A 13,632-nucleotide genomic window follows, 5' to 3' on the forward strand; every position below is an offset into this window, starting at 1 on the left:
GGTCCGGCCGCCGCTGCCGGGCCCGCGGCCGTGAGGGTGGCGGCCGCGAGGGCGAGCGCGCCGAGCGCGCCCGTGAACCTGTGTCGTCTCATGGGCCCGGAGTGAAACCCGGCCCGGCGCGGGGGCGCCAGAGCCGTCACCCGGCCCTGGCCGGATCCCGTCGCCGAGGGATGGCGGACAGTGGATCCCACTCCCGCCCGTCGGTCAGTTCACCCCCGCGCGAGGAACGACCAGCACCTCCGTCCCCATGCCGCGGATGGCCCGCACCTCCCGGTCGGGCAGTCCGTCGTCCACCACCAGCAGGTCGAAGTCGCGGAGCGAGGTCAGCGCGTACATCCCGTCGCGGGTGAACTTGGTGTGGTCCGCGAGCAGTACGGTCCGCGCCGCGGCCGCCATCATCGCCCGCTTGACCTGAACGGTCTCGGGCGAGGTGCGGTAGCAGCGGCCCCGGGTGACCGCCGTCGTCTGCGCCTCCCGGGCTTCTTCGACAACCTGGGCCACTCCGACGTCATCCAGGCCTCGGGCGGTGGCGCCTTCGGCCACCGCGACGGAGGCACGGCGGGCGCGAAGTCCCTCCGCCAGGCGCAGGACGCCTGGCAGCAGGGCATCGGCCTGGTGGAGTACGCCCAGGACCACCCGGAGCTGAGGGGTGCCTTCGCCTCCTTCACCGACGACGCGGACAAGCTGTACCCGGGCTGGCGCGACCTGCTCAAGGGCCGGGAATAGCCCCGCCCGACGGGGCGGCGGTCCCTGCCACCGCCACCGCCGCCCCTGCTCCCCGCCCCCGGCCGTCCGGCCTCCTGACGGAACCATTCCTTCCTTGTCCCCAGTCCGTAACAGGGGTATGAGACGCCAAGGACAAGGGCAACCCGTTAGTGCAGGCCGGGCGGCCAATACGTCGACACCCGGACCACGGCGCAGCGGCCGATCGGCTCGCGCCGTCTGCGTTCATAATCGAGGGTCGACAGCGGTCGCACAGGGCCGACAACGGGGGAAACACCATGAACACTTCTGCCCACACCAGCCGCAGGAACTGGAAGGCCTACGTCCTCGGGGCGGCGACGGCCGCCGCGCTGCTCGCGTCCACGGCGTGTTCGCCGAACGAGGGCGAAGGACCGGACAACGGCAAGCCCTCGGGCTCGCCCACCGCGCCGACCTCACAGGCGCCTTCGCCGAGCGCGAGCGCCTCACCGGAAACGCCGAAGCCCGGCGACACGGCCTCGGCGAAGCCGACCCCCGCACCGACGAAGACCGGCGGTGGCGGCGACGGCGCCCTCCCCCTCTGCACCGAGGGCAACGTCTCGATCACCGCATCGAGCGCGGACGACCCGGGCGAGCCCGTCGCGCACGTCCTCTTCACCATCCAGAACACCGGCAGCAAGACCTGCGCCGTCTACCACTACCCCCACGTCCAGCTCGGGAACGCCCGGGGGCTGGTCCCCGACATCAAGCTCGTCCCCGCGCCCAAGGACCCGTTCGCCACCCTCGCGCCCGGCAAGGTGGCGTACGCCGCGATGGTCCTCGTCGGCCCCATGGACGAGGCGCCGACGAAGAGCATCACCGTCCAGCTCCAGGACCGTACGTCCGGCAGCAAGATCGGCAAGCCGATCAAGGTCGCCATGCCCGGCGTCGACACGCTGTACTTCAACGACTTCGTCCGCGTCACCCACTGGACGACCGACAAGGCCCTCGCCCTGCGCTTCATCATGGTGTCCTGACGAACCGCCCCCCGGAGCCGTCCTCTAAGGTGACTCCACCGGCTGGTCCGTGCGCCCGTGCGCACGGACAACAGCCGTCCTGACAGGGGGAGTCGGTGGAGTCACTGCGGCCCGGCGATCCGCCGGAGATCGGCGGGTACCGCCTGCTGGGACGGCTCGGCGAGGGCGGCATGGGCGAGGTCTTCCTGGCCCGTACGACCTCCGGGCGGCCACTGGCCCTGAAGACCGTCCACCGGGAACTGAGCCGGGATCCCGACTTCGCCGACCGCTTCGCGCGGGAGATACGCGCCAACGACCGCGTACGTTCACCGTGGACGGTCTCGGTCGTGGACTTCAGTGCTCCGGGGGCGTCCCCGCAATGGCTCGCCACGGAGTACGTCGCCGCGCCCTCCCTGGGGGAGTGGGTGCACCGGCACGGACCGCTGCCCGAGCCGGCCCTGTGGAGCCTGGCCCGGGAACTCCTCGCCGCGCTCGTGGCCGTACGGGCGGCGGGCATGGTCCACCGCGACATCAAGCCCGGGAACGTGCTGCTCGGCCGGGAGCGGCCCTTCCTCATCGACTTCGGCATCGCGCGTGCCGTGCACGACCCGCGCCACACCCGGACGGGATCGGTCATCGGCACGCCCGGCTTCCTCGCACCGGAGCAGGCGACCGGAGCCGTCGCCGAAGCCCCGGCCGACGTGTTCTCGCTCGCCGCGGTCCTCGTCCACGCGGCCACCGGCCGCAGCCCCTTCCTGGCCGCCGGCGAGCAGCCGGCGCTCCCCGCCCTCCTCTACCGGATCGTGCACGAGGAGCCCGCACTCGACGGAGTTCCCGAGGGGCTCCGTTCCCTGCTGCGGAAGTGCCTGGCCAAGGAGCCGCAGCAGCGCCCGACCGCCGACGAGGTACTGGCCGGGGTCGGCGCGGCAGGGGAGGGATGGAGCGGGGCCCTGCCACCTGCGCTGGCGGCGGAGATGGGCCGCCGGGAGACCGAACTGCGCGGCACCCTTGCCGCATCGGAGCCGCTCGCCGTACCCGTACCCGTACCCATTCCCATTCCCATTCCCATTCCCATTCCCGTGCCTCCTGTGGGACCTCCCGCGGCGTTCGCGGCGACACCGCCGCTGCCCGCCGCCCTTCCCGCAGGGCCGCGGCGGGTGCCCTGGGTGCCGGCGGCCGTCGGCGCCGCCGCCCTCGTCGTCGCGGCCGCCATCGTGATCAAGATGCCGTGGGGCGGGAGCGGGGACGGGAACGGGGGAGGGAACGGATCGGCGACCCCGTCCACCCCGGTGTCTGCTTCGGTGTCCGCGATGCCGAGTTCGTGGATCGGTACGTGGACCGGCACCGGACCCGGGACACCCGACGCGGACGGGGTCTCGCGGGCCAGGACGGGAGAGTTCTCCGTCACCGTCACGCTGAACGCGGGATCCGTCGGAGACCTCGTGGGCCGGCAGGTCAGCGACGTGAAGGAGACCCTCACCGGACGGAACCTGGGGTGCACGGAGGCCCTGGAGTTGCGGCAGACGAGCGGGGCCAGGTCGGTCTTCGCGGCAGTGACCAGCCATCCGACCGACCCGGCGGCCACCTTCGACTGCCCCCGGGGCAACCTCTACGTGCTGACCCTGGCGGAACCCGACCGGCTGAAACTGGAGGTCGAAGGGGCCCAGTCGGCGGGCGCCCCCGAGGCACTGACCCGGAGCGGCTAGCGGGACAGGCGCACCGCGGCGGTGTGGGCGAGCCAGCCGAAGGCCGCGCCGACCGCGTACCAGAACAGGTCGGGCGCGTTGAAGGTGGACCCGAGGACGAGCCGGGCGACCGTGCTGTGCCGGGAAAGCTCCGACGGTACCCCGGTGAGCTGGAGCAACTCCACCGCCCAGCTCACCGCGAGAGCGCCCGCGGCAGCCCGCAGGGCCGTCACCCGTGGCAGGGCCAGCACGATGAGGGCGAAGATCAGTACGGTGTACAGCGCGTCCCCGCCGTACTTGGCCGGACTCCCCGTCGCCACGGCCCGTAGCCCCACCCCCGCGCCGACGGTCACCACGACCGCGGCAGCCGCCGCCAGACGGGTCCGGGCCCGGCGGGGTCCGGCACGGTCACGACTCGCAGGCACGTAGGTGGTCACGGGGACCACCGTGCCAGACGGCTGCCGCCCGTCGTCTCCGGCCCCCGCGTGAGCGGAGGGGCAGGTACGTGGGCCTCGTACCCAGGCGGGTTGAGTAGCGCGACTCATGCCGGACCGGGCGTCGGCCGACAGGCTGGGGGCACGAAGACCGCACACCCCCGGAGGTTCGATTCCATGATCAGCCGCTTCGCCGCCGCCCTGGCCCCGGTGTTCGGGCGGATGACCGTCTCCGAGGACGCCTCGGGCCCCGTCATCGGCGGGACCATCCTGGCCGCCAACCACACCAGCCTGGCCGACCCCGTCATCGTGGTCGCCGCCCTGCGTCGGCTCGGCGTCGAGCCGGTGGTCATGGCCACGGCCGGGCTGTGGCGGGTCCCGGTGCTCGGCGGCACTCTCGCCCGCGAAGGGCACATCCCGGTCCACCGGGGAACGGCCCGCGCGGCGGGTTCCCTCGCCGACGCCGCCGAGGCACTGGCGGCGGGGCGGTGCGTGCTGATGTACGGGGAAGGCGGGATCCCCTCCCGCCGTGACTCCGGGGAAGCCGAACCCCTGCCCTTCCGCAGCGGCCTCGCCCGCCTCGCCCGGGCCACGGGAGCACCCGTCCGGCCCGTCGGCCAGGCCGGCGCCCGCCGCGTCAGCTCCGGGACGACGGCCAAACAGCTCGCCGGAGTCCTCACGGCCCCGGTCCGCAGGCCACGCGTGCACGTCCACGTGGGCGCGCCCCTGTTCCTGCCGGACGGCCTCTCCGAGGCAACGGCCGCGGCGCACGGGGCAGTCACCTCGGCCTGGCGGACCGCAGTGTTCGGGCTCGCCGGAGCCGGCGCGCCGTAAGCCCCTCAGGAGCTCCGCCCCGAGGACGTCGTCAGCGCACCGGGCGCAGGGTCGCCAGGTCGCGGGCGGCGAGTTCGGGGTGGGCGGTCAGGGCGGTGTGCACCGCGTCCAGGACCGGCAGTTCGGCGTGCCCGCGGGCCAGGGCCACGTCCTTGGCCGCCAGCGCCACAGGGAAGTGGGAGCCCTCGGCGTAGGCCCGGGCCACCGCACCGGCCAGCGGCCCGCGGGCCAGCTCCGAGCGCAGCAGCTCCTCCGGCAGGTCCAACGAGGCACCGAGCGACAGGACTTCGGAGACCAGCGCCACCCCGCCGATGGCCGCGTTGATCAGGACCAGTTTGAGCGCGGCGCCGGAGCCCGCCGGACCGCACTCGGTCACCTCGCCGAGGGTGTCCAGGACCCGGCGGACCGGGCCGGGCAGCGGGCCGCCGGCCAGCACCCACAACTCACCGGAGGCGGCCCGGTCCACGCTGCCCATGACCGGGGCGTCGGTCAGCAGCACCCCGGAAGGCAACCGCCCCGCCACATCCCGCACGGCCTGCGGGCCGACGGTGGAGGTGTCGATCCAGTGGGTACCGGGCCGCAGGGCGGGCAGCAACTGCTCGGCGACGGCGTACAGGGCCGCCGGGTCGGCGAGCATGGTGATCACGAGGTCCGCCTCCCGGACCGCCTCGGCGGGGGTGGCGGCCGGGACCGCGCCGGCCTCGACGAGCGCGGAGATCCTGCCGGGGGAGCGGTTCCAGACGGTCAGCCTGTGGCCGGCGGCGAGCAGGCGGCGGGCCATCGGGGTGCCCATGCTGCCGAGGCCCAGGAACGCGATGTGCGGCGTGTCGTCCGCGGTGGTGTTCATGGCCCCGACGCTAGGCCCGCCCCACCCATGCGACAAGCGAATGAATAGCATGGCTCCCATGCCGATCCCGCATGACCTCTACGAGGTCTTCCGCAGCGTGGCCCGCCACGGCTCGTTCACCGCAGCGGCCCAAGTCCTGGGCTACACCCAGTCCGCGGTGTCCCGGCAGGTGCAGACATTGGAAGAGGAGTGGGGCACCGCGCTGTTCGACCGGCTGCCGCGCGGGGTGCGGCTCACCGAGGCCGGCCGGGCCCTGCTGCCGCACGCCGAGGCGGTCGATACGCGGCTGCGCGCCGCCCGCGCCGAACTCGACGCGCTGCGCGCCCTGGACGGGGGCCGCCTGCGGATCGGCGCGTTCTCCACCGCCGACGCCGCGCTGCTGCCCCGCACCCTGGCGGCGTTCCGGGCCCGGCACCCCGCCGTGCGCGTCACCCGTACCGAGGGCGGATCCGCCCGGCAGCTCGCCCTGCTGGCCGCCGGGGAGCTGGACCTCGGCGTGGTCGGGACGGCCTGCGGGCAGCCGCTGGAGGGATGCGAACTGCACCACCTGCTGGACGAGCGGATGTACGTGGCCGTGCCCCGCGGCCACGCGCTGGCGGGACGGCGCTCGGCCCGGCTGGCCGAGTTCGCCGGTGAGGAGTGGATCGCCGCGAGCAGCCGTCCCGAGGAAACCCTGATGGCCGGCGCCCTGGCCCGGGGCTTCCAGCCCCGGATGGGCTTCCTGGCCGCGGACTGGATCGCCAAACAGGGGTTCGTGGCGGCAGGCCTGGGGGTCACCCTGGTGCCCGAGCTGGCGGCCTCCTCGGCCCGCGCCGACATCGTGCTGGTCCCGCTGCGGGCGGAGGACTCCCCGCGCCGCGAGGTGTACGCGGCGACCCCGCGCGGCTCGGCCCCCTCACCCGCGACGACCGCCTTCCTGGCACTCCTGCGTGCGGTGGCCGCCGAGTTGACCACCTAGTGCCGTGCCGGGCGTCGCGACCCGGTGAACCTTCCCGGTCACAGCACTGGGGGTGTCGTTCGGACCGTACCGGGCCGAACGAACGCCTCTGCGTGGGGGAGTCGGTGGCGAGTGCGCTGGAACTCGCCCGTCCGGGCGCACGGACGCTCTAGCGTGCCGGCCATGATCTCGCTCAGGTTCCGGCGGGCCCTGCTGCGCGCCCTCGCTTCCGTCCTGCTCTGCGCCCCCCAGACGGCCGCGGCCCGGACGCCTCCGGACCCTGTGGCCCCCGCATCGACGGCGACGCCCGACCGCCCCTCTTACGAGGTGTCGTTGCGCGCAGACGCCGACGGCTCGCGCTGGACCGGCCGTCAGACGGTGTCCTTCCGCAACTCCGCCCGCACCCCGCTTCGTTCGGTCGACGTCAGACTGTGGGGCAACGGCACCGAAGGATGCGGAACCCCCGGGGCGCAGACCCCGGTCCGCGTGGGCCGGGTCACCGGAGGCACCCCGCAACCGCTCACCGTCGACTGCACCGCCCTGCAGATCGACCTGCCCAGGCCGCTCCCGTACGGGGGCGCGGACCAGCATCTCCTTCGACCTGGACCTCACCGTCCCGGACCGCGTCCACCGCTTCGGCAAGGACGGCGCTCACCGCTACCTCGGCAACGTGCTGCCCCTGCTGTCCGTACGCGACGCCCAGGGCCGGCACCTCGACCCGGACGTCGGCTTCGGCGAGAGCTTCCACACCCTGGCCGGTGACTTCCGCGTGGTCCTCGACCACCCCGGCGCACTCGTCGTCCCCGCGACGGGCACCACCACCCGCCGCGCGGGGGCACCCGGCCGCATCGTCAGCACCAGCGTCGCGCACGGGGTACGGGACTTCGCCTGGGCGGCGGGCCCCTTCCTGTCGAAGACGGTGACCACGCCGGGCGGAATCAGGCTGAACGCGTACTGGACCGCGGCCACTTCCCCCGAGGGGGTCGCCAAGGATCTGCGGGACGCCATCGGCTCGGTCGACGAGTTCGGGAAGCGCTTCGGGCGTTACCCGTACGGCGAGCTCGACCTCGTCATGAGCGACAACCTCGACGAGTTCGGCAGCATGGAGTTCCCCGGCATCGTCCTGCTCTGGACCGAACCGGAGGGTTCGGCTGTCGTCCACGAGGTCGCCCACCAGTGGTTCTACGGCATCGTCGGCAACGACCAGTTCGCGTCACCCTGGCTGGACGAATCCTTCGCCCAGTACGCGTTCCAGTCGTACTCCGGCGAGGACACCACCACCTGCTGGGACGACCAAGGAGCCTGGCCCAGTCCGACGGCCGCCCTCACCCACCCCATGGCCTACTACGCGGACGGACACCGGTCGGAGTTCGTACGAGTCGTCTACATGCGCGGCTCCTGCGCCCTGCACGACCTGGAACGGGTCCTGGGCACCCCGGCGATGACGGCCATGCTGCGCGGCTACGTCCGCGACCACTGGCTGGGCGTCTCCACCACCACGGACTTCAAGCGCGCGGCCCAGGCGGCGACGCCCCAGGACCTCAATCCGTTCTGGACGGAACACCGGATCCACTGACCACGTCCGACACGAACCCCGGGCGCGAACGGATCTTCAGGTGGCAGCATGCCGTGTCATGGCAGATGACAGCAGCAGTACCTTCCACGCGGGCCAGACAGGTCTCGTCGTCAGGATCCCGGAGGCGGAGCCGGCCGTCCGGGGGTGGCGCGAACGGCTCGACCCTTCGGCCCGGGCCGGGGTTCCCGCACACGTCACCGTGCTCTTCCCGTTCCTCGAGGAGAGCCGGCTGGATCCGTCCGTCCACGCCGCCCTCGAGGACGTGCTGGGCTCCCATCCGGCGTTCGACCTGCGGTTCGAGGAGAGCGGACGGCTTCCCGATGTCCTGTACCTCGTGCCGGAACCCGCCACGCAACTGATCCGGCTCACGGAGGCGATCGCCGACCGCTGGCCCGAGGCTCCGCCGTACGGCGGCCGGTTCGCCGAGATCGTGCCGCACCTGACCATCGCCCAAGGCCAGGACGAGGCAGTTCTGGAGGAGATCGAGGCCGACCTCGCCGGCAGGCTCCCCTTCACCTCCCACGTCTCGTCGGTCGAGCTCATGGTGCACGACGGCACGAACTGGCAGGCACGGGCGTCGTTCACCCTCGGAGACCGCCCCTGACCCCGACACCGTCCCTGAAACACCTCGGGGGCGGTGTCGGGGTCCGCCCCGGGTCGGTCCCCGATGTCCGGCGCGAGCGCCCTCCGTAGCGTCGTTCCCATGTGGAGAAACGGGAAGAACGGGACCGGCGGCAAGCGCCGGATGTCGCCTTGGAAACGGGCGCTGCTGATCCTCGGCTCGCTGGTCGGGACCTTCGCGCTGGTCATGGGCGTGCTCTTCACCTGGCTCTACACCGGGGCCAAGGTGTCCACCGTCGGGGCGGTGGGCTTCCGCAACGCCCTCGCGGTGCCGCCCCTCGCCGCCTCCACCGTGGAAGCCGACGGAACACGCGTCTTCGACCTGCGGATGCAGACGGGGGAGACCGAGTTCACCCCCGGAAGCAGGACCCCCACCTGGGGTTTCAACGGGGGCCACCTCGGCCCGACCCTCCGTGCGGCGAAGGGCGAGAAGGTCCGGGTGAGGGTGGCCAACGCCCTGCCGGAGGCCTCCACCGTCCCCTGGCACGGCATGCACCTGCCCGCCGCGATGGACGGCGGCCCGCACCAGATGGTCCCGGCGGGCGGCAGTTGGGCCCCTCAGTGGACGGTCGACCAGCCGGCCTCGACCCTCTGGTACCACCCGCACCCCCACGGCGCGACCGAGTCGCACGTCCAGCGCGGCCTCGCGGGCCTGTTCCTCCTGGACGACGCCCCGTCGGCGGCCCTGCCCCTGCCCAAGACGTACGAGGTCGACGACATCCCGGTCATCGTCCAGGACGTGTCCTTCGACGGCGCGAAGTTCGACCACGGACACAAACTGATGCGCAACGTGGGCTTCCTCGGAGACCGGACCATGGTCAACGGCACGCTGGACCCGTACGTCACCGTCCAGGACGAACTGGTCCGGCTGCGCCTGCTGAACGCCTCCACCGCCCGCGTCTACACCTTCGGCTTCGACGACGGACGCACCTTCCGGCAGATCGCCTCGGACGGCGGCCTCCTCGAAGCCCCGCACACGACCGACCGCCTGCGCATGTCACCGGGCGAGCGCGCGGAGGTCGTCGTACGAATACGGCCGGGCGAGCGGACGGTCCTGCGCTCGTACCCCCTGGACGCGGGCCTGGACTTCTGGAACCAGCGCTTCGGTGGCGGCGACGACTCCTTCGACGTGATGCAGCTGCGCGCGGCGCCCACCCTGCGACCGTCGGCCGAGCTGCCGGAGGCACTGGCGGCCTCGGCGCTCCCCAAGGGCGAGGACTCGGTGCGCAGCCGCTTCTTCGACCTCAAGATGTCCGGCATCAACGGCCGGAAGATGGACATGTCCCGGGTGGACGAGACGGTCACCCGCGGCACGGCGGAGACCTGGACACTCCGCAACAACGACGGGATGCCGCACAACTTCCACGTCCACGACGTCCAGTTCCGCGTACTCGACATCAACGGATCAGCCCCGCCGGCATCGTTGCGCGGGCCGAAGGACACCGTCTTCATCCCGTCCGGTGCGACGGTCCGCATAGCCCTGCGCTTCGACGGCCCCGCGGACCCGGACACCCCGTACATGTACCACTGCCACCTCCTCTACCACGAGGACGAGGGCATGATGGGCCAGTTCACCGTGCTGGACCCGGACCGGCCGACGCCCACCCCCGAACCCCCGCCCACCACCGGCGCACACCACCAGCACCAGCACTGATGGCAATCCGGCACCGACCTGCGGATGCGGTCGCCACGTTCCCCACGCTCTAGGTACGGGCATCCCACCGGTGGAGCAGGGACCCGTCCGGGCCGAATACGTCCATGCGGTAGCCCTTGGCCGTGGAGAGCTGCTCGAACTCCCTGAGGTACGAGACGACGGAGTCCCGCTGCTTCTCGAAGAGCGAGTTCCCCGAACCGCTCTGCGTGGTCCGCAGGATCAGCAGCGGAGCCCCGTCGGGCCCCGCCTCCTGCTGGATGGCGTACACGTTCTCGTCCCCGCCCGCGCGCTGGTACCGCTCGGCCAGCGCGAGGGCGGGCGTCGGTGCGGCCGTACTCGTAGCGGTCGGCCCGGCCGGGGAAACGGCACCCTCGTACTCCGTGCAGCCCGTCAGGAGAAGCGCGCAGCCGGCAAGGAGGGAGGCCGCTCGTACCCGCGTCCGTATCCGCAGGTCACTCCTCAACTCACGCACCACAAAGTCATGTCGGCTTCATTCTCACCCGTCAGCGGAGTACGGCGGCCCGCAAGCCCGGGTGTGACGGAAGTCCAAGAGGGCGGCTCACGCCTGACAAGCCGTCTACTGTGCGGACCAAGGCCGAGCCGGCCGTCGTGGCGACCTGAGGAGGAATCCTGTGGCATCGCAGTACGATCCCGAGCACGCTCCCGCGGGTGATGTGGGCGCAGCACTGTTGATGATCGATTCTCGGCTCAAGGGCATTCACGACGGCAAGACCGGAATGGATCCCGAGCAGCAGGCGCTGATCGAGCAGTACGCCTCGTCCCTGGGCCCCAGCGAAGCGGACGACCTGCTGGACGGGGCGTGCACGCTCATCTACATGTTCATGATGTGGCTGCGCAGGGCCCACGAGGACCACGGCAAGGACGTCATCGAGTACGTCGTGCCGAACATCGTCGCCACGATGCGCATGATGCCCAGGAGCGTCCGCCCCGAGGCCATCCCCACCATGGCCGGCCTCGTCATCGCCGCGGGCACCGGCCTGAGCCCCAACCTCTGGCGCAAGCAGTACGGAGACTGGACCGAGGCGGAGATGAATCCGCTGGAAGCCACGGCCTTCCTGCTCGCGGAGTACATCAACCGCATGACCGGCGACCCCGACTTCGCCACCCGCATGATCACCGATGTCCTGGCCGGCGCGGAAGAAGCGGAGGGAGGCGGAAGCTGAGGAGCTGCCGCGTCCCTCGCGAGCACCACCCTGGGGGCGATCTTCAGGTTTCCGTGATGTGGTGCTGGGAGTACCGATGAGTTTTGCAGCGACCGGCTGTCTACCTCTGTGTAGGACCGAAACCCCAGCAGCCGCCCCGAAAGGGTGAGGAACATGAAGTACATGATCCAGATGAACGTCCCTGCCGCCGAGTGGGACGCCATCATGTCGTCGTACTCCCAGGACGACATGAAGGCCATGTTCGCCCACATGAACGGCCTCAACGAGGACATCACCGCCGCCGGGGAATGGGTGGACGGACAGGGCCTCGGTGGGCCCTCGCTGGCCAAGACGGTACGGGCCGGAAGTGACGGGAAGCCGCAGGTGACCGACGGGCCGGCCTACGAGGGAACCGTCCTGGCCGGATACTGGCTGGTCGACGTCAAGAGCGAGGACCGGGCCCTGGAGATCGCCGCACGGGCGTCGGCCTGCCCCGGCCCGGGAGGGACGCCGAGCAACGACCCGGTGGAAGTACACCCGATCCCCGGAGACCCGACCCAGGCCTGAGCCGGCACCCGGCTTCCCCTCCGGGCACCGGGGGCACCCCCAGGGGTCAGACCATCAGCAGGAGCCGGGTGTTCGGTACGAGCTTCCGGTTCACGCTGGTGCTCTGCACGAAGATCGTGAAATCGTCGTTGTGGTCGGGCTTGACCCGCGCCTCCACGGCCGGCAGTCCGAGCAGGGCCCGGGCCTCCGGTCCCGTGTACACCCGGTCCGTCTTCTTCTCCAGCACCGCGATCTGCTTCTTCGCCTGGATCTTCTCCGGCTTGCTCAGCTGGTAGAACGCGCCACCGGTGCGGTAGGTGTGCCCGGACTCGACGACCCACTCCCGGATCGCCGCGTCACGGGCCACCGGGAGCAGCTGGTACGCGGAGGGATCCACCGGAGCGAGACCGGCCGCCTTGATCGTGTCCTTGTTGACCGCGTCCCCGCCGGTGGAGAACACCGCCCGCGATCCCCGGATGCCCTTGGCGCGGCCCACCATGAACTTCTCGGTGGCCTCCTTGATGACCTGCCCGGCCTCCTCCAGACCCTGCGTGCTCGTGGCGTCCCAGATGGCGATGTTCTCCTTCGGGAAGCCGCACTGCATGGCCTCGCGCTTGCCCATCTGGTCCGGCACGAGGACGGCCAGCGTCCAGTTGTCCTCCTGCGTCGCGATCATCTCGGCCACGGCCTTCACCAGTTCACGCGGATCCCGGGCAGGGGCGTCCGGGGCGCGATGGCTCGCGTTCTCCTGCCCGTCGGTCAGCACGAACGTCAGGAAGCTGTGGTCGCCGTACAGTTGGGCCGTCTGGGCCAGCTCGCGCTGCGACTTCAGCGAGGCCGCCAGCAGCGCCGTCATTCCACCGGTCCGGTACAGCTGCTTCAGCGACGGCATCCGCAGCACGTCCTTGTCGTAGACGACGCACTCCACCTTGTCCGCGAAGACGTACACCGTGACACGGGTCTCCTGGTCCAGTTCACCCGACCGGCGGGTCAGGTACGCGATCTGCTGATCGGCGACCTCGACGACCTTGCGGCTCAGGTGCGACATGGACGAGCTGGCGTCCAACACAAGAGCAACGTGGTTGATGTAGTTCTGGTTTCCGGACATGGAAGCTCCCCCTCGTTTCCGACTGGATGCTCCTACCGTCTCATCCACCACTGACAATCGATCTTGGCTCCGAGGCGGACCGGGGTCCCCGCTCAGCCGCGAACGCGGCCGCGCGACGGGTCTCGTGGGCTGTCGAAACGTTTCGCCCGTGGCGTTCGAGTGAACGGTCGTTCCTGTCGGCTCCGCCGGGCGTTGAATCGGCTGACGCACCCGTCCACGGGAGCGTCCCCAGATCCTTGAGTCCTTAGGGGAACCAATGCGTATTCGCTCTGCCGTCACCGCCTCCGTCCTCGCCGCGGGCATCCTGCTGGGCGGCGCCGGCGCGGCCCTCGCCAACGACGGTGTCGACATCGACTACTTCTCGGGCGGCCACAAGGCCTTCTCGTCCAACTGCTCGACCGCGGCCGCCGTCCCGGCGCCCTTCGGCCCCGTCTACACCTCCTCCTGCGCGAAGGATGGCGACGCGGAGTGGGTCAAGGGTGCCCACCTCGGCGCCTAGTAAGAACTTCCGGCCCCGGCCGGCGTGCGGG

Annotated in this window: 15 protein-coding genes and 1 pseudogene; 11 read left to right on the top strand and 5 right to left on the bottom strand. The window is 71.6% G+C overall.

Annotation, left to right across the window (positions count from 1 at the left end):
- Positions 1–204: 204 nt before the first annotated feature.
- Positions 205–543: a hypothetical protein gene (locus tag ACFWBW_RS33980; RefSeq protein WP_385381110.1), complete on the bottom strand. Its 339-nt coding sequence runs from the start codon at positions 541–543 to the stop codon at positions 205–207.
- Here ACFWBW_RS33980 and ACFWBW_RS33985 point away from each other — a divergent pair.
- The 3 genes and pseudogenes from ACFWBW_RS33985 to ACFWBW_RS33995 all read left to right on the top strand — a co-directional run.
- Positions 493–606 (top strand): annotated as a pseudogene (locus ACFWBW_RS33985) (RuBisCO large subunit C-terminal-like domain-containing protein); the annotation flags it as partial. The gene ACFWBW_RS33980 and the pseudogene ACFWBW_RS33985 overlap by 51 nt on opposite strands.
- 395 nt (positions 607–1,001) lie before the next feature.
- Positions 1,002–1,718: a DUF4232 domain-containing protein gene (locus ACFWBW_RS33990; RefSeq protein WP_385381010.1), complete on the top strand. Its 717-nt coding sequence runs from the start codon at positions 1,002–1,004 to the stop codon at positions 1,716–1,718.
- A gap of 95 nt (positions 1,719–1,813) precedes the next feature.
- Positions 1,814–3,403: a serine/threonine-protein kinase gene (locus ACFWBW_RS33995; RefSeq protein WP_385381013.1), complete on the top strand. Its 1,590-nt coding sequence runs from the start codon at positions 1,814–1,816 to the stop codon at positions 3,401–3,403.
- Here ACFWBW_RS33995 and ACFWBW_RS34000 read toward each other — a convergent pair.
- Positions 3,400–3,819: a DUF2809 domain-containing protein gene (locus ACFWBW_RS34000; RefSeq protein WP_385381016.1), complete on the bottom strand. Its 420-nt coding sequence runs from the start codon at positions 3,817–3,819 to the stop codon at positions 3,400–3,402. The genes ACFWBW_RS33995 and ACFWBW_RS34000 overlap by 4 nt on opposite strands.
- Positions 3,820–3,993: 174 nt before the next feature.
- Between ACFWBW_RS34000 and ACFWBW_RS34005 the strand changes: the two genes are divergently transcribed.
- The gene (locus ACFWBW_RS34005) at positions 3,994–4,650 is read left to right on the top strand and encodes a lysophospholipid acyltransferase family protein (protein WP_385381019.1); all 657 of its coding nucleotides are present in this window, start codon (positions 3,994–3,996) and stop codon (positions 4,648–4,650) included.
- A 31-nt stretch (positions 4,651–4,681) separates the two neighbouring features.
- On the opposite strand, the gene ACFWBW_RS34010 is transcribed toward ACFWBW_RS34005, so the two are convergent.
- Positions 4,682–5,497: an NAD(P)-dependent oxidoreductase gene (locus ACFWBW_RS34010; protein ID WP_385381022.1), complete on the bottom strand. Its 816-nt coding sequence runs from the start codon at positions 5,495–5,497 to the stop codon at positions 4,682–4,684.
- A gap of 58 nt (positions 5,498–5,555) precedes the next feature.
- On the opposite strand from ACFWBW_RS34010, the gene ACFWBW_RS34015 reads away from it, so the two are divergent.
- The 4 genes from ACFWBW_RS34015 to ACFWBW_RS34030 all read left to right on the top strand — a co-directional run bounded on the left by ACFWBW_RS34015 (position 5,556) and on the right by ACFWBW_RS34030 (position 10,285).
- Complete coding sequence (locus ACFWBW_RS34015; protein WP_385381025.1) at positions 5,556–6,455, top strand: LysR family transcriptional regulator; 900 nt, start codon at positions 5,556–5,558, stop codon at positions 6,453–6,455.
- 649 nt (positions 6,456–7,104) lie between these two features.
- The gene (locus ACFWBW_RS34020) at positions 7,105–8,010 is read left to right on the top strand and encodes a M1 family aminopeptidase (protein ID WP_385381028.1); all 906 of its coding nucleotides are present in this window, start codon (positions 7,105–7,107) and stop codon (positions 8,008–8,010) included.
- A gap of 58 nt (positions 8,011–8,068) precedes the next feature.
- A complete protein-coding gene (locus ACFWBW_RS34025; RefSeq protein ID WP_385381031.1) occupies positions 8,069–8,614 on the top strand; it encodes a 2'-5' RNA ligase family protein in 546 nt (181 codons plus the stop codon).
- Positions 8,615–8,713: 99 nt separating this feature from the next.
- Entirely contained in the window at positions 8,714–10,285 is a 1,572-nt protein-coding gene (locus tag ACFWBW_RS34030; protein WP_385381033.1) for a multicopper oxidase family protein, read from the top strand.
- Between the two features lie 49 nt (positions 10,286–10,334).
- Here ACFWBW_RS34030 and ACFWBW_RS34035 read toward each other — a convergent pair whose 3' ends face one another.
- Positions 10,335–10,748, bottom strand: coding sequence for a hypothetical protein (locus tag ACFWBW_RS34035; protein ID WP_385381036.1), 414 nt, complete (start codon positions 10,746–10,748; stop codon positions 10,335–10,337).
- A 169-nt stretch (positions 10,749–10,917) separates the two neighbouring features.
- On the opposite strand from ACFWBW_RS34035, the gene ACFWBW_RS34040 reads away from it, so the two are divergent.
- Entirely contained in the window at positions 10,918–11,469 is a 552-nt protein-coding gene (locus tag ACFWBW_RS34040) for a hypothetical protein (RefSeq protein WP_385381039.1), read from the top strand.
- Between the two features lie 153 nt (positions 11,470–11,622).
- The gene (locus ACFWBW_RS34045; RefSeq protein WP_385381042.1) at positions 11,623–12,015 is read left to right on the top strand and encodes a YciI family protein; all 393 of its coding nucleotides are present in this window, start codon (positions 11,623–11,625) and stop codon (positions 12,013–12,015) included.
- 46 nt (positions 12,016–12,061) lie between these two features.
- Here ACFWBW_RS34045 and ACFWBW_RS34050 read toward each other — a convergent pair whose 3' ends face one another.
- Positions 12,062–13,102 (bottom strand): vWA domain-containing protein, encoded by a 1,041-nt coding sequence (locus tag ACFWBW_RS34050; protein ID WP_385381045.1) that lies wholly within the window; start codon positions 13,100–13,102, stop codon positions 12,062–12,064.
- 256 nt (positions 13,103–13,358) lie between these two features.
- Here ACFWBW_RS34050 and ACFWBW_RS34055 point away from each other — a divergent pair, with 256 nt between their 5' ends.
- Positions 13,359–13,601, top strand: a complete 243-nt coding sequence (locus ACFWBW_RS34055) for a hypothetical protein (RefSeq protein ID WP_385381048.1) — start codon at positions 13,359–13,361, stop codon at positions 13,599–13,601.
- Positions 13,602–13,632 lie beyond the last annotated feature (31 nt).

This window comes from Streptomyces sp. NPDC059957 (assembly GCF_042730015.1).
Taxonomy (GTDB): Bacteria; Actinomycetota; Actinomycetes; order Streptomycetales; family Streptomycetaceae; genus Streptomyces.

Bases quoted from the DNA above. Each gene is read 5' to 3' on its own strand.
- ACFWBW_RS34045 (WP_385381042.1), top strand. From the start codon at position 11,623: ATGAAGTACATGATCCAGATGAACGTCCCTGCCGCCGAGTGGGACGCC.
- ACFWBW_RS34025 (WP_385381031.1), top strand. From the start codon at position 8,069: ATGGCAGATGACAGCAGCAGTACCTTCCACGCGGGCCAGACAGGTCTC.
- ACFWBW_RS33990 (WP_385381010.1), top strand. From the start codon at position 1,002: ATGAACACTTCTGCCCACACCAGCCGCAGGAACTGGAAGGCCTACGTC.
- ACFWBW_RS34010 (WP_385381022.1), bottom strand. From the start codon at position 5,497: ATGAACACCACCGCGGACGACACGCCGCACATCGCGTTCCTGGGCCTC.
- ACFWBW_RS34030 (WP_385381033.1), top strand. From the start codon at position 8,714: ATGTGGAGAAACGGGAAGAACGGGACCGGCGGCAAGCGCCGGATGTCG.
- ACFWBW_RS34015 (WP_385381025.1), top strand. From the start codon at position 5,556: ATGCCGATCCCGCATGACCTCTACGAGGTCTTCCGCAGCGTGGCCCGC.
- ACFWBW_RS34005 (WP_385381019.1), top strand. From the start codon at position 3,994: ATGATCAGCCGCTTCGCCGCCGCCCTGGCCCCGGTGTTCGGGCGGATG.
- ACFWBW_RS34055 (WP_385381048.1), top strand. From the start codon at position 13,359: ATGCGTATTCGCTCTGCCGTCACCGCCTCCGTCCTCGCCGCGGGCATC.
- ACFWBW_RS34050 (WP_385381045.1), bottom strand. From the start codon at position 13,102: ATGTCCGGAAACCAGAACTACATCAACCACGTTGCTCTTGTGTTGGAC.